This window comes from Thiogranum longum (genome assembly GCF_004339085.1).
Lineage (GTDB): Bacteria > Pseudomonadota > Gammaproteobacteria > DSM-19610 > DSM-19610 > Thiogranum > Thiogranum longum.
The window spans coordinates 2266208-2292142 of the sequence record NZ_SMFX01000001.1 but is presented as its reverse complement, the minus strand read 5'-3'; the positions used below and the strand labels follow the sequence as shown (position 1 = coordinate 2292142).

Here is a 25935-nt window from a genome sequence, read left to right as displayed (position 1 = left end):
GTAGCCGGCCTTTATTTTGATTGATCCACAAGTAGGGGCATATTCAGGCCGGAGCTGGCGATGAGGCACAGTTGATAGTTCATAAAATATGAACTATCGTACACATATTATGAACTATCGAGATTTAGCGGCATGAGCCAGCTTGGTGACGCGCTGTTTACTACGACCCAACAAAAGGTGCTGGGGCTGTTGTATTCACAGCCTGAAAAGAGCTTTTACACCAAACAGATTATTCGTTTGACGGGGATGGGGGTGGCTACCATTAAACGGGAGCTGGACCGTATGGTGGCAGCAGGTATTTTGAGCATGACGAAAATTGGCAATCAGCATCACTATATGGCTGATCCGGATTGTCCTGTTTATTCTGAATTACTGAGCATTGTTAAGAAAACCTTTGGCGTGGTGGATGTTATTAGACTGGCGCTTGCTCCGCTTGCAGAGCATATAGACTGGTCATTTGTCTTTGGTTCGGTGGCGGGTGGAAAGGAATCATCATCGAGTGATATCGATTTGATGATCATCGGTGAAGTAGGTTTTTCAGAGGCCGTTAGTGCGCTTTATTCGGTGCAGGAAATACTGGGGCGTGAAATAAACCCAAAGATCTATAGCAAGAAAGAATGGATTCAAAGGCTGAACGCTAAAGACAGTTTTATTAAAGATGTGTTGTCGAAACCACAAATGGATGTGATGGGAGATGGCAATGAGCTTGGAAAATCTGGTGGGTGTGAGTCTGGAACGTGTTGAGCCTGATGTGTCTGTCATCAGCCGTTTAATCGCTGCGGCTGAGCGTAATATTGCAGATTCTCACATTTTAGAGGTGAGTTCTGAAAACCGGTTTGATGCAGCTTATAAAGCGATTATGCAATTATCGAACACTGCGTTGCAGGCGAATGGGTTTAGAACACTGACGAGTAAGCCTGGGCATCATATGACGATGATTCAGGTTCTTGGCCAAACAATAGGTTTGGATAAACAGACAGTGATTGTGCTTGATGCATTAAGGAAGCAACGGAATGTAGCTGACTATTCAGGTGATATTATACCTGCCAGTGCTGTGGATGAATGCGTGAAGCATGCAGAGAATTTACTGCATGATGTTACAGGCTGGTTAAAAGACAATAAGCCAGAATTGTTAAAATAGTTGAGCCAGTAGAAAAATATGAGTGCATCGGAAAGAGTAAACAAAGTCTGGAACTATGCCCACGTACACCGGCATCTTCTTCGATGCCAAACCTGCCTCCAAAACGCAGCAAGCGGCGCGAATCCAAAAAGATCGAGCACTGGCAGTCCTTTAGCTATGACGAGTTGATTGCCCGGCAGCGATTCTTAAATATAAAAATTTGACACAAATGACATATTAAGTTACAATATTCAACACTTTCCCCTATTGACTGTGTCTTAACATGAAAAAAACGCCGCCACTTGCGGAGATCGTGTTCTCTTCATCGGATCCGGCCGAGTCAAAGCGCATCTCCCGCCAGGTCAAGGCGGGGCGTTTGCGGAAGATCGCGCCGCGCATCTACGGCGCCAGCGATGAACCGCCTGAAACCCTGATACGCCGGAACTGGCTGGAGATTGTGGCGCATTATTTTCCGGGCGCTACCTTGAGCCACCGTACTGCGTTCCGGGGCCTGTCCCTGCAAGGCGTGCAGGAGGCATTTGTCACCACCACCCGAAACCGGCGCATCGTGTTGCCGGGCCTGACCCTGCGTGCCATCGAGGGCCCCGGCCCCGATGCGCTGGACATGGCATTACCCATGGGCCTGTTCCTCGCTTCGGTGCCCCGCCAGTTGCTGGAAAACCTGCAACCGTCACGGGCGCGTAAAACCCTGGCAAAGTCGGTGGGCGTCGTCGAGGTAGAGTCCTTCCTGGAGCGGCAGTTGCGCATCAAGGGGGAGGCGGCGGTGAATGCGCTGCGCGACGATGCGCGGGTGGTGTCAAAGCGCCTGGGCCTGACCCGCGAATTCACGCAGCTGGACCAGCTGATCGGAGCCTTGTTGAGAACCCGGCCCGCTGCCACGCTGCATACCCGGGCAGGTCTCGGACGTGCGCGCGGGGAGCCTTACGACCCGGACCGGCTGACCCGGTTCGAGCTATTGGTCGACGCCCTCAAGCGCAACCCCGTCGAGTTTCGGGGCGAATCCGCACAGGGCTGGGAAAACAGTGCGTTTTTCGATGCCTATTTCTCAAACTACATCGAAGGCACTGAATTCGAGGTGGATCAGGCGGCAGCGGTGATCTTTGAAGGCCGCATCATGCAGGATCGCCCAAAAGATTCACACGACATCCTCGGCACCTACCAGGTCACCAGTAATCGCGCCGCCATGCAAACCACGCCAGAAAGCGTTGAAGACCTCCTGCAACTGATCAAACGTCGCCACCTGGCCCTTTTCGCCCAGCGGCCTGAAATCCGTGCCGGTGAGTTCAAAACAGAGATCAACCGTGCCGGTGACACCGTTTTTGTCCACCCGGAACTGGTGCGCGGTACGTTACTGCGTGGCTTTGACCTGTACCAGGGGCTGGCCCCCGGCTTTGAACGTGCCGCCTACCTGATGTTTCTGATCTCCGAAGTACACCCCATGGTGGACGGCAACGGCCGTTTAAGCCGCCTGTTCATGAATGCGGAACTCGTATCAAGCGGCCAGTCGCGAATCCTCATCCCCACCGTCTATCGCGAAGACTACCTGCTGAATCTGCGGCGACTGTCGCGCGATGACGAGCCGCTGCCTTTCATCAGTATGATGGACCGTGCCCACCGTTTCACATCAAGGATCGATTTTTCCGATTATGCGCAAGCAAAAGCACAACTGGCGGCGTGTAACGCCTTCAAGGAATCGTATGAGGGCGTGTTGCGTATGCCGGAGGACTGACGCCCAATTGCACAACCATCGATGACCAGGCGACATGGCAGCGTGGATAGCACTATTGTTTTGCCCATACAGTCAGCAGTTGTAGTGGTAAACATTCATGTTCAGATAGCGTTCATAGGCCTCGCCCTGCCGGAGCGGCAAAGGCTGCCACTGATAAAGGTCTATGCACTTGATTCACTGCCTGAACCGGTTTAGTTTAGGAGGTTGTTGATACAGCTCGTCTCTTTCAGGGTATAGCCTCTACTTATGCACGCAACGCTTCCTTTGCTTTCGGAAACGAATTTTCCCGCGATCAGGCGAGCCGGCCTGGCAACACTTCAGGTCAACCTCGGCTACCGGTGTAACCAGAGCTGTTTGCACTGTCATGTGAATGCTGGTCCGGGCCGCAAAGAGGAAATGGATTGTGAAACGGTTGATGCCGTGCTGCAGTTCATGAGGCATGCCGGTGTTCAACAGCTGGATCTGACCGGTGGTGCACCGGAAATGAATAGCAACTTCCGTTATCTCGTTGAGTGCGCTACCCGGGAAGGTATTCGTGTTACTGATCGTTGTAATCTCACCATACTCATGGAGCCGGGGTTTGAAGACCTTGCTGTATTTCTGGCAGACCATCGTGTCGAGGTGGTCGCATCTTTGCCCTGCTACCTGGAAGAAAATGTTGATGGTCAGCGCGGTGATGGCGTATTTGAAAAAAGCCTTGCTGCATTAAAACAGTTGAATCATCTGGGCTACGGCAGGCCGGATACCGGCCTGGTGCTTAATTTGATGTATAACCCTGTCGGCCCTTCGCTGCCGCCTTCCCAGCAGCAACTGGAAGCGGATTACCGGGAGGCCTTGCGTGCGCGCTATGGTATCGGGTTCAGCCAGTTATTTGTGCTGGCCAATATGCCGATTCAGCGATTTGGCAGTACCCTGGTCTCCCGGGGGGAGTTCGAGTCGTACATGGAATTGCTCAGAGGGGCGCACCGGCCCGAAAACCTGAGTACGGTTATGTGTCGTTCCCTGGTCAGCATTGACTGGCAGGGTTATGTTTATGACTGTGACTTTAACCAGATGCTGGGTCTGGTCTGGCAATCAGGGCAGGGCACGCGAATTCATATTTCAGATCTTGCAGAAGAACCTATTGAAGGCAGGGAGATTGCCATTGCAGATCACTGCTTTGGCTGTACGGCGGGGCAGGGTAGCAGCTGTGGTGGTGCGATAGCCGGAGATTAGATCAGCTCCCGCGCCGCAAGCCTTTTATGGCTTGTAGCACGGGAGTGATTATCCGGATTTACTGTGCCTGGGTACCACGAATGGTGATTTCAACACGACGGTTCTTTGCGCGACCTTCCCGTGTAGCATTGCTGGCTACCGGTTTTTCTTCGCCAAGACCGAGGGTTGTCATTACCTTGGGTGATACGCCGTTGTCCATCAGGAAGTTTTTGACTGCAGTCGCACGGCGCAGTGACAATTTCTGGTTGTAGTCTGCAGCACCGGAGCTATCCGTGTAACCAACGATATCGACACTCTGGACATCGGCCAGCTTGTTGATGTGGTCGGCCAGGGCACGGAGTTCGGCTTTACCGGCATCTTTGATAACGTCACTGTTAACATCAAACAGGGCACCTGCTGACAGGGAAACCGATTTGGTTGTAACTTTAGGTGCGGGGGCTGGTGCAGCTGCGACGGGTGCCGGTGCTGGTGCCGGTTCAGCAGCCGCTTCTTCGTTCATTTTGTCTCCGCAGTCCGCAAGACCATCTTCACTGGACCAGAATCCTGTTTTTACACAGTTTCCAAAGCCATCAGTAATCAGGTGCGAGTCGTTTTCACCGACGTAGCCGGAGTTTGCCTTGCCGGCATCATGTGCCGCTGCTCCCTGTACTGTCAGCATTCCAATGCAGGTCAGGGCGGTGAGTCCGATAATCCGGGACTTTGTTTCCATGGTCGATCTCCTCAGTTCATTGACTATTTTGAATGTGCGTATGCAAGACCAGGCCGGAAGTATACACACGGTTATTAACTTTGATAATGATGTGTTACAGGTGTGTCTAGACGAAAGTCTATACCTGGTGTGCTGTTCGCAAACAGCCATAGCATCGTTTCAGGCAGAAACGCCCCACAGACTCTATAAACTCCAGGAGACCTGCAGGGCGTGTATGGATTACAGCAAGCAAGCTGGTTTATTTTTCCATCATTCCACTGGCTGCATCGACAGCATTATCGGCTGCATCCTTTCCTTCGACACTTGCCATGTCGCTGGCCTTGTCAACGGCTGTGCCAATGGCATCACTGCCGGCTTTCTTTGCGGCATCGTAGCTTTCTGTTGCCAGTTCTGCAGCGGCGTCGCCACTTTTGGCAGCAGCGTCAGCTACATCCGAGGCGGCGTCCTTGGTGGCGTCTATCGCGTCAGCGCCAGCGGTTTTTGCAGAGTCAACAACTGTTGATGTCGCGTCCCCGGCTTTTTCAGTCATGGAGCTCACAGTGGAGCTTGCCTTGTCTATCAGGGATTCGCTGGTCTTGTCACTATCATCACTTTTGCTGCAACCACCCAGTAGTAAAGCGCTGCAAAGTGTTACGCCAATTAATGCTTTCATGTGTGTACTCCTCGTTAGTTTTATATGTATCCGCGTATGCTTCAGCAACATATCTGGAAATAGAGCGGATAATTGATTACAGGGCCTGTATAAGGCCGCTTGCCATAGTATATACATGGCTAATAACAATGTCGTTATAACGAGAGCCTAATTTGCCTATAGCGGGGTAATTGTTGCCATATTGAGACAGTATTCGTGGCGCGGCCATCATTATCTGGTATGTTTCAGGTATGAGTTCCCCGGGGGAAAACAGCAGTGATTTCCGGCGATTAGTGATCGTCGATGTGATGCGTGGTATGGCTATCGCGCTTATGGTGATTTACCACTTCTGTTTCGACCTTGCCCATTTTGGCTTTGCCAGGTTTGATTTTTACCACGACGCATTCTGGTTGAACTTCCGTACTTTCATTTTGAGTCTGTTCCTGTTCCTGGTCGGACTCAGCCTTGTGCTCTCGACGCAAAAAGGAATCAATGTCAGGCGTTTTACAGCGCGGCTGATACGTATCATTGGCGCTGCACTGCTGGTGAGTGTTGCGACATGGTGGATGTTCGGTGACCGGTTCGTTTTTTTTGGTGTGCTGCATTTTATTGCGTTGGCAAGCTTGCTCGGACTGTTGTTTGTACGCAAGCCTGTCATTGCCCTGGTACTGGGAATAGCGTTGCTGGTGATAGGTAACAGTGTGCAGTTTCCCGGGTTCGATCAGACAGGCTGGCGCTGGATAGGCCTGATGACGCATAAGCCTGCCACGGAAGATTATGTTCCCCTGTTACCCTGGTTTGGCGTTGTGCTTGCAGGGATATTTGCGGGAAATATTGTGTTGCGCGAAAGACGGCTGGAGAGGCTGGACGGTGTACTGCCTTCCGGCAATACGCCTGTCCGCCTGCTGGCTTTTTCCGGCAGGCACAGTTTGTTGATTTATCTGCTACACCAGCCGCTGTTGTTTGGTGTGATCAGCCTGTATGCAGCGATGGCTGGCAGGTGAGTTATTTTTTATCGTATTCCTTAAGTGCAGTACGAACCGCGCGATCCATCAGGGGTGCGGCGTTGAGTACCCTGGCCCGGGCACTACGCAACAGGTGGGCAAGTTCTTCAATCGTATAGTTACCGACTTTCAGACCTTTCCGGTCGGTAAACAGACAAGTCCCGGTAATCGGACTCACCCAGCTTAATTTGGCGCGGATACGCTCAGCTTCGCTGCCGCGGAATTCCATCCACGTGCCGGCCTTCATTTGCCGGGCCCGGGCGGTAAAGGCATCATCAATAGCGGGAGACGGTTCCGGGGCTGGCTGGGACTGTTCCACGGTCGTGGAAGCTTTTTCGTCCGGATTCTTTTCGGTTGTCGTGGTGTTTACTGTGGCTTCCCTGTTGTGCGTTGTCTCGTCAGTATCGGGGGTATTGATGGCTGTCCTTCCGTGAGCACGAACCAGCTTTGCTATAAAGTCGTCACGTTCTGTGGCCGGAACAGACAGCCGTTCCATGCCGATACGAAGTTTCTCCAGTAAACGCGGCTGAATGGCGACCAGGCGCTGCCGGTCAGCCGGTGTGGTCTTGGGTTTAACACTCCAGATCAGCTCGTCCATGGTCTGGACGGAATGCTTCCATTCCTCGCTGTCCTTGCCATTGCGGGCGCAACAGATGAAAAGCAGATTCTTCCAGTGTGTCGCAACAAACTCACGAACGAAGTCGAGGTTGAAGTCGGCCTCGATTCTGGGCTGTATTTCTTCCATGGTTGTGGATTCGGCTACGGCCACGCGTTCGGTACCCTCCATGACTTTTGCCGAACGTTCGGCACGTATTTCAGCCAGTTTCTCTTCCTGTGCGAGGAAATCATCAAGTTCTGAGAGAAGTGTTTCGAACAGGCCCAGGTCATCTTCGAAATCGTCGAGTATGGTTTGCACAATCGATTCGATCCGGGTGAAGAGCGGGTCATCCGTACCTTGCGATTCATCCCAGCCCACGGCCGCGGATGCCAGTCTGTTCAGAAGTTGTCGTGCAGGGTGCGATTTCCGGGAAAAGAAGTTGCTATCCAGCAGTGCGACCTTGAGCAGGGGAATCTGCAGGCGGCCAATGAGCGCACGCATTGCATCGGGAATATTCCGGTCGTCGAGAATATAGTCGAACAATATGGCCACAATATCGAGTGTCATACCGCCTGATTTGCCAAGATTCTGGATAATGCTGGTGTCACGCATATTGCGCAGGATATTGACCGTGCCTGTCTGCACGAGTGCCGGATCGAGCACCGGGATATCGGTCGGGAGGCCGGCTTCGTCAAACGTGTCGCAACCCTGCTGCAGGTATGTCAGGGCACTGATGGAAGGCTCAACGTACTGTGTGTAACCATGGCTCTGCACACTACCACCAGCCGGATGTCCCGCAATGCCGCCGGGACATGCGCTTCCTGTAACACCAGCTCCGCCAGTGTCGCTGGTGCCCGTTACTCCGGGCTGTCCTGTGCTGCCGGCGTGATGATGAGGGTTGGCCGATTTGCGTATAACAGTACGGATCTCCGGTAAAACTTCCATCTTGACCAGATGCTGGTTAAGTTCGCGATACAGGGCGTCAATATTTACGCCAACGTGCTTGTCGAACAACTTGAAGATGACAAGACGGATCTCCAGACCGGTTTCGATACGGTCAGCCGCTTCCCTGAATGCATTACAGATGGCTTCCGGGCCAACCGGATTCTCGAAGCGTTCAAGATCCAGGTCGCCAATCAGGAACCCGATACGTTTGTCCAGCGCATACAGTGACTGCACACAGTGACTGCGGATTTTGTTGACCATATTGGAAACGGCAAGATCTTCTTCAAGATCGTTCTTGTCAATCAGGCCCAGGTCGGAATCACCGTCCATGCCCAGTCCCGACGTGCTGTTCTGCAATGAAGGGCGGGGAATGCCGCGATCAAAGTGGCTTTTGAACTGCGTCAGGAAATCACCCTCGATATCTTTGCGGATAATGCGCAATTCCCGCATGGCATCAAAATACTGTGTTTGGACCATGTTGCTTTCGGCTTTTTCGGCGCGCGAGAACAGGGCATCGTCAACACTGTCCAGCATTGTTTCGATATGCTTCTCCAGTGTTGACAAGGACTGGTCACGGATGATGCGCAGCGCCTTCGATCCAGGGCCGGATCCGATGCTGCGGCGTATCTGGCCGTAGTCTTCAAGGCTGACTACTTTTTTCCTGCTTGAGTTTGACATGGTGATATCCGCTTTTTGATGTTCCGGTTAGTATTACGACTGGAATAGATAAATATCATGCCCGGATGACGGAATATGTGAGCGATTAGGCATAAATCACATCTTTCAGGCTCTCCAGTTTTCTTTTGTGACGTCGCTACCTGTAGAAACGATAACCATCGGTGTGCCCATGAACAGCCCTGACCTGATTGCCAGAAAGTCACCGGAACAGGAATCCCTCGTCACGCTTCTCGACGATGTGGAAGGCCTGGTTTCTCCACCGGATGTTTGTATGCGGATGTTCGAGCTGATCCAGTCACCTTCGACCAGCGCCGCCGACATAGCCAACGTTATTTCAGTCGACCCGAATCTCACCACCCGGCTGCTGAGAATGGCCAACAGTGCCTTTTATCGGTTCCGCCGCAAGATTGATACGGTCAGTCGTGCCATCACTGTGATAGGTACTGCCGAGCTGTACCAGCTGGTGCTGTCGATATCCACTGTCAAATCATTCAATAATCTTCCCAATGAACTGGTCAGCATGGAAACATTCTGGCGGCACAGTGTTTATACCGGGCTGCTGGCACGTGCGCTGGCGGAGCGTGCCAGTGTCCTGCATCCGGAACGCCTGTTCATTGCCGGCTTGATGCACGATATTGGTAGCCTGGTGCTGTATCACCAGCGGCCCGCGGCCATGCGCGATTTACTGCTGGTTGCGGATGGCGATGAAGAGGTGCTGTATGAGTCGGAAATCAGCCGCTTTGGCTTCAGTCATGCGAGTGTTGCGGCTCACCTGATGGATGTGTGGCAGTTACCTGAGGAACTGGTGTTTTCTATCAAGTGGCACCATCAGCCGGAGCTGGCGGAAACAGCCAGAATGGAGTCACACATCCTGTATCTCGCCAATCACCTGGTAAATGAATCAGAGCAGGGTAACTATGCCGGGTCACCTCGTGCCGATATCAGTATTCCCGAGAACATGCTGGAAGTGGTTCGCTTGACGGAAGACGAGCTGTTTTTTGCCTTCGAAGAGGCCGCAGAGCAGTTTCCATCGACACTGGAGTCTCTGATCTGAACGCCTGTCTACCGGAAAAAACCTAATTGATTGATCGTTAGTCAAAAAATTGCTCTAGCTCGGGTGATTTTTGCCGTTAATGTGCTCACAAGTGGAGCAAATTAACCCCAGGATGCCAGATCAACAGGTTATGGAAGAAACCGTTGCAGAACATTCGGTGCGGCCGAGTGACTTACCCGCGCCCCCAAAGGACGCCATTCGTATTGTGCAGGCCTGTTCGCGCCCGGGTGTCGACAGCCGGGATCTCGCGCACCTGGTGGCCAATGACCCTGTCCTGACGGCCGAGCTTTTGCGTATTTCCAATTCCGCTTATTTCGGTCTGGTCAGCCAGGTGAAATCGGTGAGCCGGGCCGTTACGGTACTGGGTAACCGGGCACTGAGGAACCTGATGCTGTGCCTGTCGATGCGCGATGCGCTCCGTTCGGACGCTATCCCCGGTTTCAATATCGACGTGTACTGGGAAGATGCCTTGCGCCGTGCTGTCAGTGCCCGCATGCTCGCCGAGCTTGCCAGCCTCGACCCCGAGGAGTGTTTCACGGCCGGTCTGTTGCAGGATTTCGGTCTGCTGGTGTTGTTGTTCATCAACCCAGAGCAAGTGGAGCACTGGGACCGGCTGGCGGCATCCACACCCGGGGATCGTCGCGATATTGAGATAGACCTGTTTCACTCGACCCACGACGAGGTCGGGCTGACGCTGGCGAATAGCTGGGACCTGCCACAGGACCTGGCATTTGCCATGGGCTATCACCACGATGGTCCACCGGAGGAGACCGATAGCCAGACCCGGATGCTGTGCAAGGTTGCCACCTGTGCTGACTGGATGGCGTCGGTATACCGCTGCGCGGATAAACGTGTCGCTATCCAGCAAGTGCGCGCCCTGCTGGCCGAGAATTTTGATGCCAGCCCCGAACACAGTGATTACCTGTTGCAGCAGGTTGCGGAGTCGGTGGCTGAAGCGGCAACGGCCATGGGTATGCGTGTTGGTGAGCAACAGACCTTCGACCAGGTGCTGCGCGAAGCCAACCTGCGTCTTGCCGAGGAAAATCTCAGTTACCAGGAACTCACCTGGCGTCTCGAGCAGGCGCTGGGTGAGCGTGACCGCTATGCAGCAGAACTGAACCGCGAACTGGAGCTGGCGCGGGAAGTACAAAAGAGCCTGTTACCCGATGCAGGGACAAAGCTGGCAGGTATCACCGGCCTGAACCTGTCGGCCAAGGCCGTATCAGGCGATTTTTTCGATTACTACCGGGTTGGCGAGAACAAAATGGCATTCTGTCTTGCGGATGTATCCGGAAAAGGCATGAATGCCGCGTTACTCATGGCCAAAACAGCCAGCTTGTTTCGTTGCCTTGGCAAGGGGATCCATGATCCCGGGAAGTTGCTGGCAATGATCAACCGGGAAATTTTCGAGACTTCGGTGCGCGGAATGTTCGTCACCATGCTGGCTGGAGTGGTGGACCAGGCCTCCGGTGAAGTCATACTGGCCAGCGCCGGTCATTTGCCGGCTGTACACATGGGCTGCGCGGCACTTATTGCCGAGTACCCGGCCGAAGCCCCGCCACTGGGCATCAGTCCTGACAGTATTTTTCCCAACAATACTTTCGAACTACAGGGAGGTTGTCTATACCTGTATACAGATGGCTTGCTGGAAGCACGAATGGAAGACGGCAGCCGGCTCGAGCGGGATGGACTGATACGGGTACTGAAAGAGCATGCCAGCATCCTGCTCGACGACCGGCCGCTGGCTATCACCGATTCGGTAGTGGGTACTGACCGTGTACTTGAAGACGATCTGACACTAATGATTATTGAAGGAACGAAATAACATGGAGTGTGGCGAACTGCTGGTGACAGTCAGTTTCTGCTCACGAGCGAGCCGGTTACGGCTGTTACGAAGCGTAATGCGGGACACGGCAGATCTTGCGGGTCTGGATGAGTCGCAGACGGAAGCTATGGTGCTGGCCGTCAATGAGGCATGCATGAATATTATCCAGCACGCCTACGGCATGAACCCCGACGGGCAGATCGATGTCAGTGTATTGCAGGAACAGGATGCATTGGTGATGCGCGTCAGGGATTACGCCGATGCGATTGATGTCGAACAGGTGCGTTCACGTGAGCTTGACGATATTCGCCCGGGTGGTCTCGGGGTTTATCTCATTAACAGCCTGATGGATGAATGCGGGTTTCTGGAACCACCCCGTGGTGGCGGTAATGTTTTCCAGATGAAATTGTTTACCAGGGAACAGGGAGAAGGTAATGACATTTCCGGTTGAAGACAGGCAGGGTTTTTCTGTTGTCTTGCTGAACGGTGAAATTGATCTGAATAATTCGCCGGATGCGCGCAAGGTGATTCTGAACAACCTGAAGAAGAAGCATCATGTCATGGTGGATCTGTCTGATGTTGCCTATATCGACAGTTCAGGCGTCGCCAGTCTGGTTGAAGGGTTCCAGTACGCACGTACCAATGACCTGGAATTTGGCCTGGTAGGTGTGAGCGAGGCAGCCATGAGCGTATTACGACTGGCACGACTTGATCAGGTCTTCACCATTTATGCCTCACTGGACGAGCGGCTGGAAGATGGCGGCTGAAATCAGCGCAAACCGTTTTCGCCTGTTGACAGAAAAGGTGGGAAGGAAGTTTGTATCCGGTGTCGAGGACTTCGGCTACGGCGCTGCATTGCTGATTGAAAGTGTGTTCTGGTTGCTGGCAGGACGCTGGCGACAGCAACGCGTACGGCTGAGTGCAATTGTCCAGGAAATGATGACCATCGGTGTGCAGGCGGTTCCTGTCGTGATCATACTGGCGTTTGCCAATGGTGCAATGATGGCCATGCAGGGTATTTACACACTGCGCGACTTCGGTGCCGAATCACAGGTTGTATCAGGCATTGCCATGTCGGTGACGCGTGAGTTCGGCGTATTGATAGCGGGCATTGTAGTTGCCGGCCGCTCTGGCTCGGCTATTGCCGCCCGCATTGGCACCATGCAGATGGCGCAGGAGATTGATGCATTACGTGTCATGGGGGTGTCGCCGGTACGCTACCTGGTGTCACCTATTCTGGCAGCAATGTTGGTTATGATGCCGATGTTGTCCATCCTCTCGGATGCCATGGCAATCCTGGGTGGTGGCGTTATTGCTGTTATCGAGCTGCACATAACACTTGATACCTATGCGATACGCGTTTTCAGTGAGCTGGTTCCGGGTGATATTTTCCAGGGACTCATCAAAAGCCTGGTGTTTGCGGTTCTGATCACTCTGGTGGCAACCAGTAATGGTTTTAATGCCAGTGGCGGGGCCGAGGGGCTGGGCCGTGCCACGACGCGGTCTGTCGTACTCTGTATTGCGGCAATTGTTGTTGCAGACATGATATTCACTTTTTTCCTGAGCCGTTGAGATGAATACGACACTTCCAGAAACATCGACACAGCCGGTTATCGAGGTTGATAACCTCGTAACCTACTATGGAGACCAGAAAATTCTGGATGATGTTTCATTGTCAGTAGCCCCCGGGGAAATTATGGTCATCATGGGCGGGAGCGGCTCCGGAAAGTCCACCCTGTTGCGCTATCTTCTTGGTCTGCACCGCGCCGATAGTGGTGAAGTCCGCTTGTTCGGGAAATGTGTCAATTCGCTGAGCAGTCATGAATGGATGGAGATCCGCAAGAGAATCGGTGTGTCGTTTCAGGGCGGGGCGTTGTTCAATTCCATGACGGTGGGTGAAAACGTGCGTATGCCACTGCGTGAACATACTGCGCTTGATGAGAACACCATGAAGATCATGAGCCGGATGAAGCTCGAAGTCGTTAACATGGCCGGTTATGAGCACCTGATGCCGGCACAACTTTCCGGCGGCATGATCAAACGTGCTGCGCTGGCGCGCGCGATCGTAATGGATCCTGGAATTCTTTTTTTCGATGAGCCCTCTGCCGGACTGGACCCGGTCGTGGCAGCAGATCTTGATAACCTGATTTTGCGTATTCGTGAGGCCATGCCGGTATCCATTGTTGTCGTTACCCACGAGCTGGACAGCGCTTTTAAAATAGCGGACCGCATCACGGTACTGGATCGCGGGCGCATCCTTATGGTTGGTAGTGTGGAAGAAGTGCGCAACTCTGATAATCCGAGGATACGTAACCTGCTGACACGAACATCAGAGGATGAACCAGTCGATGCCGATGACTACCTGCACCGGCTTACCGAGGGAGCGATGCGGTTTTGAAGCGCGATACCATCAACTATTTTGCGGTGGGCCTGTTTGTTCTTGCGGGACTAGGTGTTCTGTTCTGGGCGTTGTACCGGATCAGCGGAGGTGCCGGTGAGCGCGATATTTATTATACGCAGTACCGTAATGTGGCGGGCCTTTCTAATGGCACACTGGTGACTTATGAAGGTTACGTGCTTGGCAAGGTCGAGGGTATAGCGCCCGAGCGGACCGACGAAGGCATTGCCTATCGTGTCATGCTGGGACTCAGAAAGGACTGGGAGATTCCCTCTGACAGCGTTGCGCGTATTTATTCTGAAGGCTTGCTTGCTGATACGGTCGTTAATATTTCTGAAGGGCATTCCACAACATTCCTCGAACCCGGCGGTCTCATCAAGGGAGAGCAGGGTATAGATCTGTTTGCTGTTATCGGTGAGGTTGCCGGTGATTTCGGTGACCTGAGCGAGAATGCAATACGTCCCCTGATCGAGTCGCTCAACCAGACAGTGCAGCAGGTTGGCGGTGTCCTCGAGAGCCGTGTACCCGTTATCGTGTCGGATGTGGAGCATCTGGTCGGACGTCTCAACGAGAGTGCAACGCACCTTTCCGGCATTATGGATGAAGAGGGCGAACGCAAGGCCAAACGTATTTTGACAAATATCGATCAGGCTTCTGCTGATCTCAGCAAACTGACGGCAGGTCTCACCGAAGTGAAGCGCGATGCACAGGTGTTGATGGCGAAGCTGGATGGCCTGGTCAGTGAGAGTGGTCCCGATATGCAGCAGGCCACTGCAGAGCTAAGACATATCCTGGAGCAGGTGTCGCGTTACAGCAGCGGTATCCTGCAGAACATGGATGACACGAGTCGGAATATGAACGAGTTCAGTCGCAAGATCCGGGATAACCCCGGCACCTTGCTGGGTGGCTCGGCGCCCAGAGACAAGGGGGTGCAGCGTGACCGCTAGAGAAAATACCACGGCTACATCATACCGGCGCAAGCCGGTATCTATGGCTGCGGGCTTTCCGGATACCGGCATTCGCCGGGATGACGGAAGCAGGATGTGCCGGCATGATAGAAGCAGGTTACATCTGCATGAGGAGAGAGGGATGCATTACGGGTTATGCAGGTCTGTTGCCGTGGGCCTGGTGCTGCTTGTGCTTGCCGCCTGTTCGGCCGGCGTGCCGGCACCCGAGGATCGCTTTTATGAAATCGGTCTTTCCAGCCCTGCGGTGCAGGCGCAGCCGTCGTTGACAGGTGGGCTTTTGGTTGGCCGTGTCGAAGCCGACCCGCTGCGCAACGGCCGGGCAATACTCTACCGGCATGCCGACAGACCCCTTGAGCTGAGACGCTACCATTATGAGTTCTGGGCGGACCAGCCTCCTCGCATGATCCAGCAAGCGCTGCTGGAAACACTTCGCCAGAGTGGTGTCGCAGACCGGGTTGAAACGGAGGGCAAGCGCCCGCAGTTCCGTTACGAGCTCGCTGTGAGAGTGCTTCGTTTCGAGTCGCTGGTCGAGTCGGGGCGGGCACTTGCAGATATTGAGCTGGAAGCTGTCCTGCACTCAACCCGTGATGGGAAATCATTATGGACGAAGGTCTATCGTCAGCAGACTTCATCGCGCAGCGGCGATATGCACGCCTTGGCTGATGCCATGCGGAAGAGCCTGGAACAGATATTTGAACGGTTAATCGGGGATTTGAAAGCCACTGACGCGGGCAATGAATAGCAGACGCCCGTTTCTGTGGCTACACTGGTAGATAGATATGGTAGCGCGCGCGGAAACCACGACGTCGAACGACGGGCAATTGCCGGATGTGGATGCCTGGTTGTCGTCAGTCAGCTTTGGACGCGATGAATCTGCACAGCAGATGATTCGTGCTGCGCTTGATCGTGCGCAAAAAGCACACCGTGACCAGACCCGCGCTTCCGGTGAACCTTATCTTGTGCACTGCCTGGCCGTCGCCGAAATCGTCCATCATCTTCAGCTTGACCATGAGGCCGTTACTGCCGCCGTATTGCATGATGTGGTAGAGGACACGGATGTCAGTCTCGATGATATCCGTGAGGAGTTTGGTGAAAAGGTGGCACACCTGGTGGATGGTGTCACCAAAATGGGTCGCATCAGTGAAATCCGTGAGCCCCTGTCACTACAGCAGCAACTCGATCATGGTCGTGCCGAGAATGTGCGAAAATTGTTGCTGGCGATGGCGGAAGATGTTCGCGTGGTACTCATCAAGCTTGCGGACCGCTTGCATAACATGCGCACCCTGCGCCACCTCAGCGAAGAGCGGCAAAAGCGTATAGCCCGCGAGACACTGGATATTTATTCCCCGCTCGCTAACCGGTTGGGTATCTGGCAGGTCAAGTGGGAGCTCGAAGACCTGGCGTTACGCTACCTCGATGCTGATGCCTATCACCGTATCGCTGCACTGCTGGACGGTCGCCGCATAGACCGCGAGCGGCACATCGAACTGGTCAAGGAAAGCCTGATCGAGGAATTCGATCGTGCCGGAATCCAGGCCGATGTGGTGGGCAGGCCAAAGCACATCTACAGTATCTGGCGGAAGATGCGTCGCAAGAATGTCGACTTTCACCAGATTTTCGATGTCCAGGCCGTTCGCGTGCTGGTGGACACGACGGCCGAGTGTTACACCGTGCTGGGCATTGTGCACGGTCTGTGGCGACATGTGCCGCACGAGTTCGATGACTACATTGCCAATCCCAAGGCCAACAATTACAGGTCACTGCATACCGCTGTGATTGGCCCCGAGGGCAAGCCGGTGGAAGTACAGATCCGCACCCGTGAAATGCACGAGCACGCGGAGCTGGGGATTGCTGCGCACTGGCGCTACAAGGAAGGTTCGCGCTATGACGAAGGTTTCGAGAAAAAGATTGCCTGGCTGCGCCAGCTGCTGGAATGGAAGGATGAAGAGCCCTCGGCACACGAATTTGTCGATCGCTTTAAATCAGAATCTGTCGAGGAGCGGGTTTATGCGCTGACGCCACAGGGTGAGGTCATTGATATGCCGGCGGGTGCGACAGCACTGGACTTTGCCTACCACATTCATACTGATGTCGGACATCGCTGTCGTGGTGTGAAGGTCAATGGCCGGATTGTGCCACTTAACTATGTGCTCAAAAACGGCGAACAGGTTGAAGTGTTGACCGCACGCCAGGCACACCCCAGTCGCGACTGGCTGAACCCGCACCTGGGTTATCTCAAGACTTCCCGTGCCCGCGCCAAGGTGCGGCACTGGATCAAATTACAGGACCGGGAAATCAATATTGCGGCTGGCCGTACGGCACTGGAGCGTGAACTGCATCGCCTGGGCCTGTCAGCAAAGCGCATGGCTGAAGTTGCTGAAAAACTCAACTTCAGTAATGTCGATAGTCTGATGGCGTCGTTGGGGCGCGGCGATCTGCCCTATGGCCAGGTTGTCAGTGTCCTGCTTGATCTGGAACGCACAGAAGACGAGCCACTTACCCTGCCGACAACCGGAAGGCGTAATGAAAAGGGAACACAGGACGGCTTCCGTATACTGGGCGTAGGTAATCTGCTCACCACGACAGCACGTTGCTGTAACCCGGTGCCCAACGATTCAATCGTGGGTTATATTACACGTGGGCGAGGTGTCACGATTCATCGCAGTGACTGCTCTAATGTGTTGCGTCTCAAGGAAGAAGATCGTGACCGGCTCATAGAAGTCGAGTGGGGGGCGTTGCCGGATCGTGTGTTCCCGGTGGATATTCGCATCCAGGCCTATGATCGGCCGGGGCTGCTTCGTGACGTCACTGCGGTACTCGCCAATGACAGGATAAACGTCACGGGCATCAGCACCAATACTGACGGAAAAGAACTGATTGCACGTATGGATTTACATGTCGAGGTAACTGATATCGGACAACTGAGTCGCATACTCAGCCGTATCGGCCAATTACCCAACATTATCGAAGTGCGTCGCAAAACCTGATGCTGTCGGGCACGGACAAATGGCGTCCCGGAGAGGAGTCGAACCTCCGACCTAGCGCTTAGGAGGCGCTTGCTCTATCCAGCTGAGCTACCGGGACTTTCCGCGGGCATACTAGCAAAGCCGGCCAGTGTCAGCCACAGCTGTAATGCGTGTTCTGTTGTCAGTCCTTCCGGTGCAGTCTATAGTCAGATTCATGAGCCTGCCGCGTGTCACACTGTTGCCTCTACTCGATGCCTCCGAGCCGTTGCGCAAACGGGCGCCGGCTGTTGATGAGAACGGCAGGCCGTTATCCGATTTCATGGTGATCATCCCGGGCTTGCGCAAGAAATCGCAGGTGCGCATCCAGCAGACCCTGAAAGAGATCCATCGTGTCCTGGCGTGTTTTGGGGATGCGGTGGTGTTTGCGGAGCTGAACCTGAAGCTGAACCTGCTGTGGGTGTCGATCCGGCCGGTGGCAGGTATCCGCCTGGAAATTGCCGATGCGCTGCGCCTGTCGATTCCCGACGCACGCCTGGTTTCCCATCTCTAGCGGGCCGCTGACTGACTCAGCATTCACGTCATTGCACCCCAGAAGTACTTCCTCAGAATGTCTTCGCCATCCTTCAGGGCGCGAGCGAAACGCGGCAATCTTACACAATGGGATCAGTCTGTTAGAGATTGCCGCGTCACTTCGTTCCGCGCAATGACGAACAAGCAGGAGTTTTCCGGCAGTATTCCCACTAATAATGTAATGATTTCGGGCTTTCTTGTGTAAATCCTGGCCCCGAAACCGCGCAGGCTATTGATTGCCTGCGCCTTCGCAAGCACAATGCGCACCTGCTTTTCGGCCCGGGCAGACCTGCTGCCGAAAACCCCGATTTTATCTACCGTTCAAGAGGAACACGCAATGAAACTGATTCTTTTAGGTGCGCCGGGTGCCGGCAAGGGTACCGTGGCCAAGATGCTGACCGAGATGGATGGCTCTGTACAGATTTCCACCGGCGACATTCTGCGTGGCGCCGTACAGGCCGGCACCGAGTTGGGCAAGCAGGCCCAGGCTTACATGGACGCCGGTGACCTGGTGCCTGACGAGCTGATCATGGGCATTATGGAAAAGCGTCTGCAGGAACCGGATTGTGAGAAGGGCTTTCTGCTCGATGGTTTCCCGCGCACCATTCCCCAGGCCGAAGCCCTCAAGGTGCTGCTGGACAAGCTGGGTATCAAGCTCGACATGGCCGTCAACATCGATGTGCCACGTGATGTGATCCTGGATCGTCTGACCACACGTCGTACCTGCTCCAATACGGACTGCCAGGCAATCTATAACGTCAAGAGCAACCCGCCCAAGGTCGAAGGTATCTGCGATAAATGTGGTAGCCCTGTGATACAGCGTGCAGACGAGACCGAGGAGGCCATCAGCCACCGTCTTGAAACCTATAACGAAAAGACTGCACCATTGATTGGTTTCTACGAGAATGAAGGCCTGTGCGTCACTGTCAATGCTACCAACAGCGACGATGTGATCAACGCTATCAAGGAACGTCTCGCGGCCTGATCTATACGCGAAGGTGTGGTAAATAAAAAAACGGCGGCCTTTGGCTCGCCGTTTTTTTTGCTGTTCTTTTTTACTCTTGTGAGGCTAGCAGTTGAGCATGCCGTCAAAAGCATAGCCTGCGCTGCGTTCGGCCGAGGTGGATGAGCGAACCTCCAGGACCTCGAAATCGAAAGCCAGGTATTTGCCGGCAAAAGGATGGTTCCCGTCCATCCGTATGCTCTCGCCGCTAACCTCGGAGACGGTGAAGGTCATGCTGCTTCCATCCGGCAGTTGTCCGTCTACGGCCTCTCCGGTGTGTGGCAGCTCACCAGAAAACGCTTCTCCTGGAAGTTCAATCACCAGCTCCGGGTTGTGTTGTCCATAACCTTCCTCGGGTGATAAAGATACGCTGATCTGGTCGCCCACCCGGCACCCTTGTATGGCCTGTTCGATTTTTGGAAATGCGCCGCCGTAACCACCGTGCAAATACACCAGGTCGTCTCCATATTGCAGCAGATGGCCATTTTGCTGGTCAGTCACTCTGAATCCCAGGCGTACAACCTTGTCCTGGCAGATTTCGATCGTACTGTTGTCTATCACTGGCAGATCACAGGATTTCATGCTTTTGCTCCAGTCTCCCAGGTGCTACCGCAGCGCCTGATTTTTGTCGTTGACGAACAATCATGCAAAATTCGGGCTCAAATAGAGACAACTGGCCAATGGTCTATATCCTGGCGTTGAATGTACTTTCAGGCAGGAAAATTGTGGGAATATGCTATGTTTATACATAGAGGGGTCGAGTGATCGAATTAGTTACTGGAGGTAATTGATCAGGGGCTCGCTTTTGGGCTGGATACGGTACGGACATGCCGATCTGGCTGTAGTACGTCAACGAGAGGAGACTATTGAGATGTCTGACATGTTTTCTGCAGAGTGGATGAACGGTTTCAAGGAACGATGGAACGCTGACAGCGACCTTGCCGGTGCGCTTGAGAAGATCGGGTTTAACTCTACCATCGGTTATGGTTTTGACGGCGAAGCTTCGCCGCGGGGGTTTATCCGTGTCGAGAATGGACACGTGGTGGAAGCCGGCGATTATAATAATCAGGAGTTGAACTGGGACTTGCGCGCTACCCCGGAAAGCTGGAACAAGTGGATGAAGAAACCACCGGGTATGATGGGTCTGGGGATGGCGTATACTTCCCGCAAACTCAAATTCAACGTTGGTGACTATACTGCAATGATCAAGGATCCACGTATGGCGGGCCCTTTTATTCGCAGTTTTTCCGCGATGGGTAGTTAACAGAGCAGTTCCTGGGTTGACTATTCTTTCGGATGGTCAGGTGGTGCCGTGGTGTCGAGCGTAGACCAGTCTTTACGCAGCGTTTCCAGTTTTTCCCGCCAGGCATCGGCATCACCGTAATCCAGGAAATGGTCTGCCAGATGATGAGGCTCCCGTGATCGCCTGGCATGTTTGATCGGACACCAGTATTGCTCGGTACGCGCCGAGACTTCGCGGACGTATTCAGCCACGCCATTCCCGTAGCCGCAGTACACACAATTCAACTTTTCGATGACATTCAGGTAGGCCAGGTTGTGGCGGTCAATGACGATGTGATCTGAACGGCGTACCAGTGGAATGCCGTACAGGCGAAAGCAGATCTGCTGGTAGATTGTTACAGCGATATCCAGTGCCAGGAAGGGAAAAAATACACTGTAGATAATGGGCGCTGATATAACGTGTCTCAGGCGGGCGTGGGTCAGGTACTGCCATGCGCTGATCCGCTTGCGCTTGTGCAGGGCTCGCATGCCCTGTTCAAACTGAACCTTGCCGCGTTCCAGGTGGTAGTGAAATTGCTCACGCTTTTCCTGCAACAGGCGGTCGATCTCTACTTCGAGTTCTCTCTGCAGTTTATAAAAGCGCTCCAGCGCTTCATTCAGGCGGTCGGTCGGCATATTTTGGTCTCCCGGTATGGGCCGCGGGGGTTTCGTCTACAGGCCCGTGGGCCGGGTTGCCGGCCTGTCGCCAGCGCTATAGTATCGTACGCATGATAACAGTTGTCCGACCACCTGGCGGGCACATAGAATCGCGGCGGAGCAGTCATGCCCGACAGTGGTGCAGGCAGAGGTAGAGCGCGGGAACTGGTGGCTTGCCACCAGTGTGACGAGTTGCAGTGTATCGGGATGCTGGCACCTGGCCAGTCAGCACACTGTTACCGCTGCGGTGCCTTGCTGGCCCGCAACCCGGCGGGGGGGCTGTTGTTACCCATTGTGCTGAACATGAGTGCGCTGCTGCTGATGTTACTGGCTTATTTTCTGCCTTTTCTGACCCTTGAGATACAGGGTCGGTCGCAGCAAACAACCTTGCCGGGGACCGCGAAGGCGCTCTACGATGCCGGTATGGGCGAAACCGGTATCGTGGTGCTTCTGACGACGGTGGTTGGCCCGATCCTGCTGGTGACCGGTTCGCTCTATGTTCTGCTGAGTGTGCAGTTGTACAAACCGTTGCCGGGCTTGCGGCATATTATGGTATGGATTGGTCATGTCCTGCCGTGGGGAATGCTGGATGTCTTCATGGTCGGTGTGCTGGTTGCTGCGGTCAAGTTATCCGATATGGCGAACCTTGTCGTGGGGCCTGCCTTGTATGCCTATGTTGCACTGATTGTAGTTTCGACAGCAGCCCTGTCCCAGTTTGAGCCGCATATCATCTGGGCACGGATGGATCGTATGGGAGTTTGGTATCGTGCGCGCTAGCTGTCTTGGACTTGCCAGTTGTGCAGTCTGTAACCAGCTGATGCGTCTGCCCGCTGTCCGTACCGGTCTTTGTCCGCGGTGTGGTTCTCATGTGCACGTGCGGAAACCGGCCAGTCTCTCGAATAGCTGGGCGCTGCTTCTTGCAGCGGTCATTATGTATTTCCCCGCCAACCTGCTGCCCATCATGACGGTGGTGTACCTGGGATCCGGTCAGCCGGACACCATTATCAGTGGCGTGATTCGCCTGATGATGCATGGTGACTGGCCGATTGCACTGGTGGTTTTCGTTGCCAGTGTACTTGTTCCGTTGCTGAAAATGATTGTGCTGGTCTATCTGTTATTTTCCGTACACCGAAAATCAAATCTGCGGCGACGTGAACGGACCCGGTTGTATCGCATGACAGAACTGGTCGGACGCTGGTCAATGGTGGATGTATTCGTGGTCGCATTACTGGCAGCACTCGTGCATCTTGGCGTACTTGCCGATATCACGCCGGGTCCGGGCGCACGTGCATTTGCTGCTGTTGTCATCCTGACCATGTTGTCAGCCATGAGTTTTGATCCCCGCCTGATCTGGGATCACGAGGAAGACTGTCCATGAGCGAAGCTGAAAAACCCGCTATTCCAGGCTCTCTGCCGGAGGCTGTGGTCGACGAGTGGGGAAAACAGTTTCCCGTTATCTGGTTGTTACCGCTGATCGCACTGTTGATTGGCGGCTGGCTGGTGGTCAAGGCCATCATTGAGCAGGGGCCAGAGGTCGTTATCCAGTTCCAGACTGCGGAAGGTATCGAAGAAGGCAAGACACTGGTCAAGTACCGGGATGTCATTGTCGGAAAGGTCAAGACGGTTCGCTTTGCGGAAGATCTTACGCATGTGCTGGTCAAGGCCGAGATGGTGCCGGGCATGGAGCGCCATCTTATCGAGTCGACCCGATTCTGGGTAGTCCGGCCACGTGTTGATTCCGGTGAGATCAGCGGGCTGGGAACCCTGATCAGTGGCGCCTATGTCGCGATGGATCCGGGCAAGGAGGGTGACGAGAGCCGGGAGTTTGTCGGGCTGGAAACACCACCGGTTATCAAGTCAAATGAACGTGGCACGGTATATCACCTGCGTGCAGAGAAAGCTTCGTCGCTGTCTGTGGGGGCACCAGTCTACTACCGGCAGATAGCGGTCGGACAGGTGACAGGTTACCGTTTGGCCAAAGACCATGCTTTTGTTGATGTCGATGTATTTGTTGAGGCGCCACATGATTTCTACGTACGAAGGGGATCACGCTTCTGGAATGTCGGTGGTGTGGATGTTTCAATTGATCCTGCCGGTGTCACGGTTGAGCTGGAGTCGTTTGCTTCGCTGATCTCGGGTGGCATAGCATTTGAGACACCTTTGTCCCTGACTGACAGCGAGCAGGCACCGGAAGACACCGTGTTCCGCCTGTATCCAAATTATGCACGCACCCGGGAAAAACCCGTTTCCCGCGGGTATCGTTATCGTGTCGATCTGTCGGGAGACATTCGGGGACTTTTGGTCAGCGCGCCGGTGGAGTTGATGGGTGTGCGTGTTGGAACTGTTATGCAGATCGATCCCTATCTTGATCTTGAGACAAAGCAGGCCAGGCGCACGGTCTTTATTGAGCTTGAAGCAGAAAAGATGCTGCGCATCGAAGAACGTGCTGATCTTGAAGGAGAGCAGCTGGAAAAAGCTGTCGGCTCACGTGTTGAAGTATTGCTTGCGCGAGGGTTGAGAGCCCGCCTGGAAACAACCAACCTGTTAACGGGGCAAAAAATCATCGCGCTGGACCTGATGGCAGACGCCAAACCGGTGAAGCTGGTATCACGAGACGGGTATCCCGTGATACCAGCGGCCCCGGGCGAGATGGAACAACTTGGTGAGGCGCTGACGCGGACACTGGCAAAACTGGAGAAATTACCACTGGATCGTATGGTGCGTAATGCTGATCAAATGATGATTTCACTGGACAAGCTGGCACAGGCAGCCAGCAAGGCATTACCATCGCTGGTCGATGAAACGCATGAGGCGCTGGATGCTACCGATGAAGCCATGCGTGGAATCGATGCACTGGTAGCGGAAGAAGGCGCGCTGGGTACAGAGTTTTATGCAGCCGTGCGCGAATTGCAGCTGGCGGCCCGCGCTGTACGTTTGATGGCCGAGTACCTGGAACGGCATCCGGAATCCCTGCTCAAGGGCAAGGATGAGTCGCCATGATCACCGTAACAGGGTATATGCGGCGTGGCTTGTCCATGCTGATGGCTGCCGGGCTTTCGGCCTGTACACTGGGCGGCAAGACACCAGAGTCGGAATTTTATGTGCTTACCGCAGGGCCGGCTGGTTTGATTGATAAAGGGTTGTCCGAATCTGTATCCCTGGGTCCGGTGACATTGCCGGATGTTGTGCTTCGACCGCAGATTGCGACACGCCCTGCGCCTGGCCGCATGGTATTTGCGGAATTTCACCGCTGGGCCGGGGATCTTCGTGCCAACGTGGAACGGGTGCTGTTACAGGGGCTATCGCAACGGCTTGGTAAAAACGCCGTTCATCTGGCAGATGGTGGCGATATAAATGCAGCGTATCGGCTGGCCGTTCACTTTCAGCGCTTTGACGGCACTCCTGGCAAGTATGCGGTACTGCAAGGACACTGGCGGGTTAAAAGCGGCTGCCTGGTGGATGTTCAAAACTTCACTATCGAGATGGCACTGGGCGGGGGCGACCATGCCGCACTGGTTGAAGGGCTGGATGCCGGACTTGATGAACTTGCTGACCAGATTGCCCATGCGCTGGTCAAATACCCGGTTTGCCACAACACCTCCGGGTAGACGTTACTAGCACCTCGGCAGACTGTGGCCTCGTAACGTCTCAGCGGCGAGACTGTTGTGCCAGTAATGTGGCGAGCAATATTCCGTCCTGTGGATTGAGGCTGTGTGAAGCAGGTATATACAGTGTTTTCACCCGCCCTCTCAGGGTTGGGACATTATTCATGTCCTGGCTGTATGCGGGAACGATATCGTCTCCAGACTCATACGGCAGTGTATGTACGATAGCGTAGTAGTGGATATCAGGGTATGGCTGCCGGTTCAGCCAGGCAAGTATATTACCGGACGCTTCCGGCAGCAGGTCGATCAGGGCGCCACGTGAATGTTCAAGGTAGTCATATTCGTCACCTCCCAGCGCGTGTTTCATGAAGTCGATTCCCGGTCCCGGGCAGAAGAACGGGTTAAAATCCACGAGGTCGAGACCCTGAGCGGCCCGGCCGGTACCCAGGTGTGGTGATGCGATGCTCACCAGGGTGTCTACCGCATAGGGGTTTTGTCCGGTCAGCATCATTCGCGCAACGACACCACCAGCGGAATGTCCTGCCAGAACCAGGCGCTCTTGCGGATACTGCTGACGCACAACATCCAGCACTCGGGCAAGTGCTGTTGCCTGAACCTGCAGTGGCGCAGCAGCCGGAAGGTTTACGCTGTAACTTTTATTCGCGGCTTGCGACAGGGCAACAGGACTGACTATTCCGTTGGGTGTCGGGGTTAATACACCGGCCGGTTGCCAGCCTCGGGAGGCCAGCGTTGCGGTCACGCCACTTGCCTCCCAGCTGCGCGCATCTGCCATGTAGCCATGTACCAGCACCAGCACATCGGCTTGCACCGGTTGTACAAGTGTTAGCAGCAGTGCTGTCAGAAAAGAAAGCTGTTTCATAAACCGGGCCCCGTTACCTGATGACCAGCCATGTATGGCAGGCTAAAGCAGAAGTGCTGCAGGTGGCATTGATCCTGG

General features: G+C 54.3%; 27 protein-coding genes and 1 tRNA gene. 21 read left to right on the top strand and 7 right to left on the bottom strand.

Annotated elements, in window-relative coordinates:
* The first annotated feature begins 132 nt into the window (after positions 1 to 132).
* The 4 genes from DFR30_RS11195 (at position 133) to arsS (ending at position 4085) form a co-directional block, all read left to right on the top strand.
* Positions 133 to 744 carry a nucleotidyltransferase domain-containing protein gene (locus DFR30_RS11195; protein ID WP_132973266.1) on the top strand — a complete coding sequence of 204 codons (612 nt, stop codon included), beginning with the start codon at positions 133 to 135 and terminating at the stop codon, positions 742 to 744.
* Positions 701 to 1141, top strand: coding sequence for a DNA-binding protein (locus DFR30_RS11190; protein ID WP_132973264.1), 441 nt, complete (start codon positions 701 to 703; stop codon positions 1139 to 1141). The genes DFR30_RS11195 and DFR30_RS11190 overlap by 44 nt, the downstream gene beginning before the upstream one ends.
* A 262-nt stretch (positions 1142 to 1403) precedes the next feature.
* The gene (locus DFR30_RS11185) at positions 1404 to 2870 is read left to right on the top strand and encodes a Fic family protein (RefSeq protein WP_132973262.1); all 1467 of its coding nucleotides are present in this window, start codon (positions 1404 to 1406) and stop codon (positions 2868 to 2870) included.
* Positions 2871 to 3116: 246 nt separating this feature from the next.
* Positions 3117 to 4085 (top strand): arsenosugar biosynthesis radical SAM (seleno)protein ArsS, encoded by a 969-nt coding sequence (gene arsS / locus DFR30_RS11180; RefSeq protein WP_132973260.1) that lies wholly within the window; start codon positions 3117 to 3119, stop codon positions 4083 to 4085.
* A 58-nt stretch (positions 4086 to 4143) separates the two neighbouring features.
* On the opposite strand, the gene DFR30_RS11175 is transcribed toward arsS, so the two are convergent.
* Positions 4144 to 4794 (bottom strand): OmpA family protein, encoded by a 651-nt coding sequence (locus DFR30_RS11175; protein WP_165869184.1) that lies wholly within the window; start codon positions 4792 to 4794, stop codon positions 4144 to 4146.
* A gap of 238 nt (positions 4795 to 5032) precedes the next feature.
* Positions 5033 to 5446, bottom strand: a complete 414-nt coding sequence (locus DFR30_RS11170) for a hypothetical protein (protein WP_132973256.1) — start codon at positions 5444 to 5446, stop codon at positions 5033 to 5035.
* Between the two features lie 230 nt (positions 5447 to 5676).
* On the opposite strand from DFR30_RS11170, the gene DFR30_RS11165 reads away from it, so the two are divergent.
* The gene (locus DFR30_RS11165) at positions 5677 to 6429 is read left to right on the top strand and encodes an acetyltransferase domain-containing protein (RefSeq protein ID WP_132973254.1); all 753 of its coding nucleotides are present in this window, start codon (positions 5677 to 5679) and stop codon (positions 6427 to 6429) included.
* A 1-nt stretch (position 6430) separates the two neighbouring features.
* On the opposite strand, the gene DFR30_RS11160 is transcribed toward DFR30_RS11165, so the two are convergent.
* Complete coding sequence (locus tag DFR30_RS11160; protein ID WP_132973252.1) at positions 6431 to 8650, bottom strand: DUF1631 domain-containing protein; 2220 nt, start codon at positions 8648 to 8650, stop codon at positions 6431 to 6433.
* Between the two features lie 127 nt (positions 8651 to 8777).
* Here DFR30_RS11160 and DFR30_RS11155 point away from each other — a divergent pair, with 127 nt between their 5' ends.
* The 9 genes from DFR30_RS11155 (at position 8778) to relA (ending at position 17882) form a co-directional block, all read left to right on the top strand.
* Complete coding sequence (locus DFR30_RS11155) at positions 8778 to 9704, top strand: HDOD domain-containing protein (RefSeq protein ID WP_132973250.1); 927 nt, start codon at positions 8778 to 8780, stop codon at positions 9702 to 9704.
* A gap of 112 nt (positions 9705 to 9816) precedes the next feature.
* Positions 9817 to 11529: an HDOD domain-containing protein gene (locus DFR30_RS11150; protein ID WP_165869182.1), complete on the top strand. Its 1713-nt coding sequence runs from the start codon at positions 9817 to 9819 to the stop codon at positions 11527 to 11529.
* A gap of 1 nt (position 11530) precedes the next feature.
* Complete coding sequence (locus tag DFR30_RS11145) at positions 11531 to 11980, top strand: ATP-binding protein (protein WP_132973247.1); 450 nt, start codon at positions 11531 to 11533, stop codon at positions 11978 to 11980.
* On the top strand, positions 11964 to 12296 hold the full coding sequence (locus tag DFR30_RS11140) for an STAS domain-containing protein (RefSeq protein WP_132973245.1): 333 nt from the start codon (positions 11964 to 11966) through the stop codon (positions 12294 to 12296). The genes DFR30_RS11145 and DFR30_RS11140 overlap by 17 nt, the downstream gene beginning before the upstream one ends.
* A complete protein-coding gene (locus tag DFR30_RS11135; RefSeq protein ID WP_207891881.1) occupies positions 12259 to 13101 on the top strand; it encodes an MlaE family ABC transporter permease in 843 nt (280 codons plus the stop codon). Before DFR30_RS11140 ends, DFR30_RS11135 begins: the two co-directional genes overlap by 38 nt.
* Before the next feature lies 1 nt (position 13102).
* On the top strand, positions 13103 to 13927 hold the full coding sequence (locus tag DFR30_RS11130; protein WP_132973243.1) for an ABC transporter ATP-binding protein: 825 nt from the start codon (positions 13103 to 13105) through the stop codon (positions 13925 to 13927).
* Positions 13924 to 14874 carry an MlaD family protein gene (locus DFR30_RS11125; RefSeq protein WP_132973240.1) on the top strand — a complete coding sequence of 317 codons (951 nt, stop codon included), beginning with the start codon at positions 13924 to 13926 and terminating at the stop codon, positions 14872 to 14874. Before DFR30_RS11130 ends, DFR30_RS11125 begins: the two co-directional genes overlap by 4 nt.
* Before the next feature lie 142 nt (positions 14875 to 15016).
* Complete coding sequence (locus tag DFR30_RS11120; protein ID WP_165869181.1) at positions 15017 to 15637, top strand: ABC-type transport auxiliary lipoprotein family protein; 621 nt, start codon at positions 15017 to 15019, stop codon at positions 15635 to 15637.
* Between the two features lie 37 nt (positions 15638 to 15674).
* A complete protein-coding gene (gene relA / locus DFR30_RS11115; RefSeq protein WP_132973236.1) occupies positions 15675 to 17882 on the top strand; it encodes a GTP diphosphokinase in 2208 nt (735 codons plus the stop codon).
* A 20-nt stretch (positions 17883 to 17902) separates the two neighbouring features.
* Here the strand turns inward: relA and DFR30_RS11110 are convergent.
* A tRNA-Arg gene (locus DFR30_RS11110) sits at positions 17903 to 17979 on the bottom strand.
* Positions 17980 to 18075: 96 nt separating this feature from the next.
* On the opposite strand from DFR30_RS11110, the gene DFR30_RS11105 reads away from it, so the two are divergent.
* The gene (locus tag DFR30_RS11105) at positions 18076 to 18411 is read left to right on the top strand and encodes a hypothetical protein (protein ID WP_132973234.1); all 336 of its coding nucleotides are present in this window, start codon (positions 18076 to 18078) and stop codon (positions 18409 to 18411) included.
* A gap of 357 nt (positions 18412 to 18768) precedes the next feature.
* Positions 18769 to 19416 (top strand): adenylate kinase, encoded by a 648-nt coding sequence (locus DFR30_RS11100; protein WP_132973231.1) that lies wholly within the window; start codon positions 18769 to 18771, stop codon positions 19414 to 19416.
* Between the two features lie 84 nt (positions 19417 to 19500).
* Here DFR30_RS11100 and DFR30_RS11095 read toward each other — a convergent pair whose 3' ends face one another.
* Positions 19501 to 20016 (bottom strand): FKBP-type peptidyl-prolyl cis-trans isomerase, encoded by a 516-nt coding sequence (locus DFR30_RS11095; RefSeq protein WP_132973229.1) that lies wholly within the window; start codon positions 20014 to 20016, stop codon positions 19501 to 19503.
* Positions 20017 to 20305: 289 nt separating this feature from the next.
* Between DFR30_RS11095 and DFR30_RS11090 the strand changes: the two genes are divergently transcribed.
* Complete coding sequence (locus DFR30_RS11090; protein ID WP_132973227.1) at positions 20306 to 20698, top strand: SCP-2 sterol transfer family protein; 393 nt, start codon at positions 20306 to 20308, stop codon at positions 20696 to 20698.
* Positions 20699 to 20718: 20 nt separating this feature from the next.
* Here DFR30_RS11090 and DFR30_RS11085 read toward each other — a convergent pair whose 3' ends face one another.
* Positions 20719 to 21351, bottom strand: a complete 633-nt coding sequence (locus DFR30_RS11085; protein WP_132973225.1) for a hypothetical protein — start codon at positions 21349 to 21351, stop codon at positions 20719 to 20721.
* Positions 21352 to 21498: 147 nt separating this feature from the next.
* Between DFR30_RS11085 and DFR30_RS11080 the strand changes: the two genes are divergently transcribed.
* The 4 genes from DFR30_RS11080 to DFR30_RS11065 are packed head-to-tail and all read left to right on the top strand — an operon-like array spanning position 21499 to position 24980.
* Complete coding sequence (locus DFR30_RS11080; RefSeq protein WP_132973223.1) at positions 21499 to 22149, top strand: paraquat-inducible protein A; 651 nt, start codon at positions 21499 to 21501, stop codon at positions 22147 to 22149.
* Positions 22139 to 22750 carry a paraquat-inducible protein A gene (locus DFR30_RS11075; RefSeq protein ID WP_207891880.1) on the top strand — a complete coding sequence of 204 codons (612 nt, stop codon included), beginning with the start codon at positions 22139 to 22141 and terminating at the stop codon, positions 22748 to 22750. The genes DFR30_RS11080 and DFR30_RS11075 overlap by 11 nt, the downstream gene beginning before the upstream one ends.
* The gene (locus tag DFR30_RS11070) at positions 22747 to 24372 is read left to right on the top strand and encodes a PqiB family protein (protein WP_132973221.1); all 1626 of its coding nucleotides are present in this window, start codon (positions 22747 to 22749) and stop codon (positions 24370 to 24372) included. Before DFR30_RS11075 ends, DFR30_RS11070 begins: the two co-directional genes overlap by 4 nt.
* On the top strand, positions 24369 to 24980 hold the full coding sequence (locus DFR30_RS11065; protein ID WP_132973219.1) for a PqiC family protein: 612 nt from the start codon (positions 24369 to 24371) through the stop codon (positions 24978 to 24980). Before DFR30_RS11070 ends, DFR30_RS11065 begins: the two co-directional genes overlap by 4 nt.
* Positions 24981 to 25020: 40 nt before the next feature.
* Here DFR30_RS11065 and DFR30_RS11060 read toward each other — a convergent pair whose 3' ends face one another.
* Entirely contained in the window at positions 25021 to 25857 is an 837-nt protein-coding gene (locus DFR30_RS11060) for an esterase/lipase family protein (RefSeq protein ID WP_132973217.1), read from the bottom strand.
* Positions 25858 to 25935: the final 78 nt, after the last annotated feature.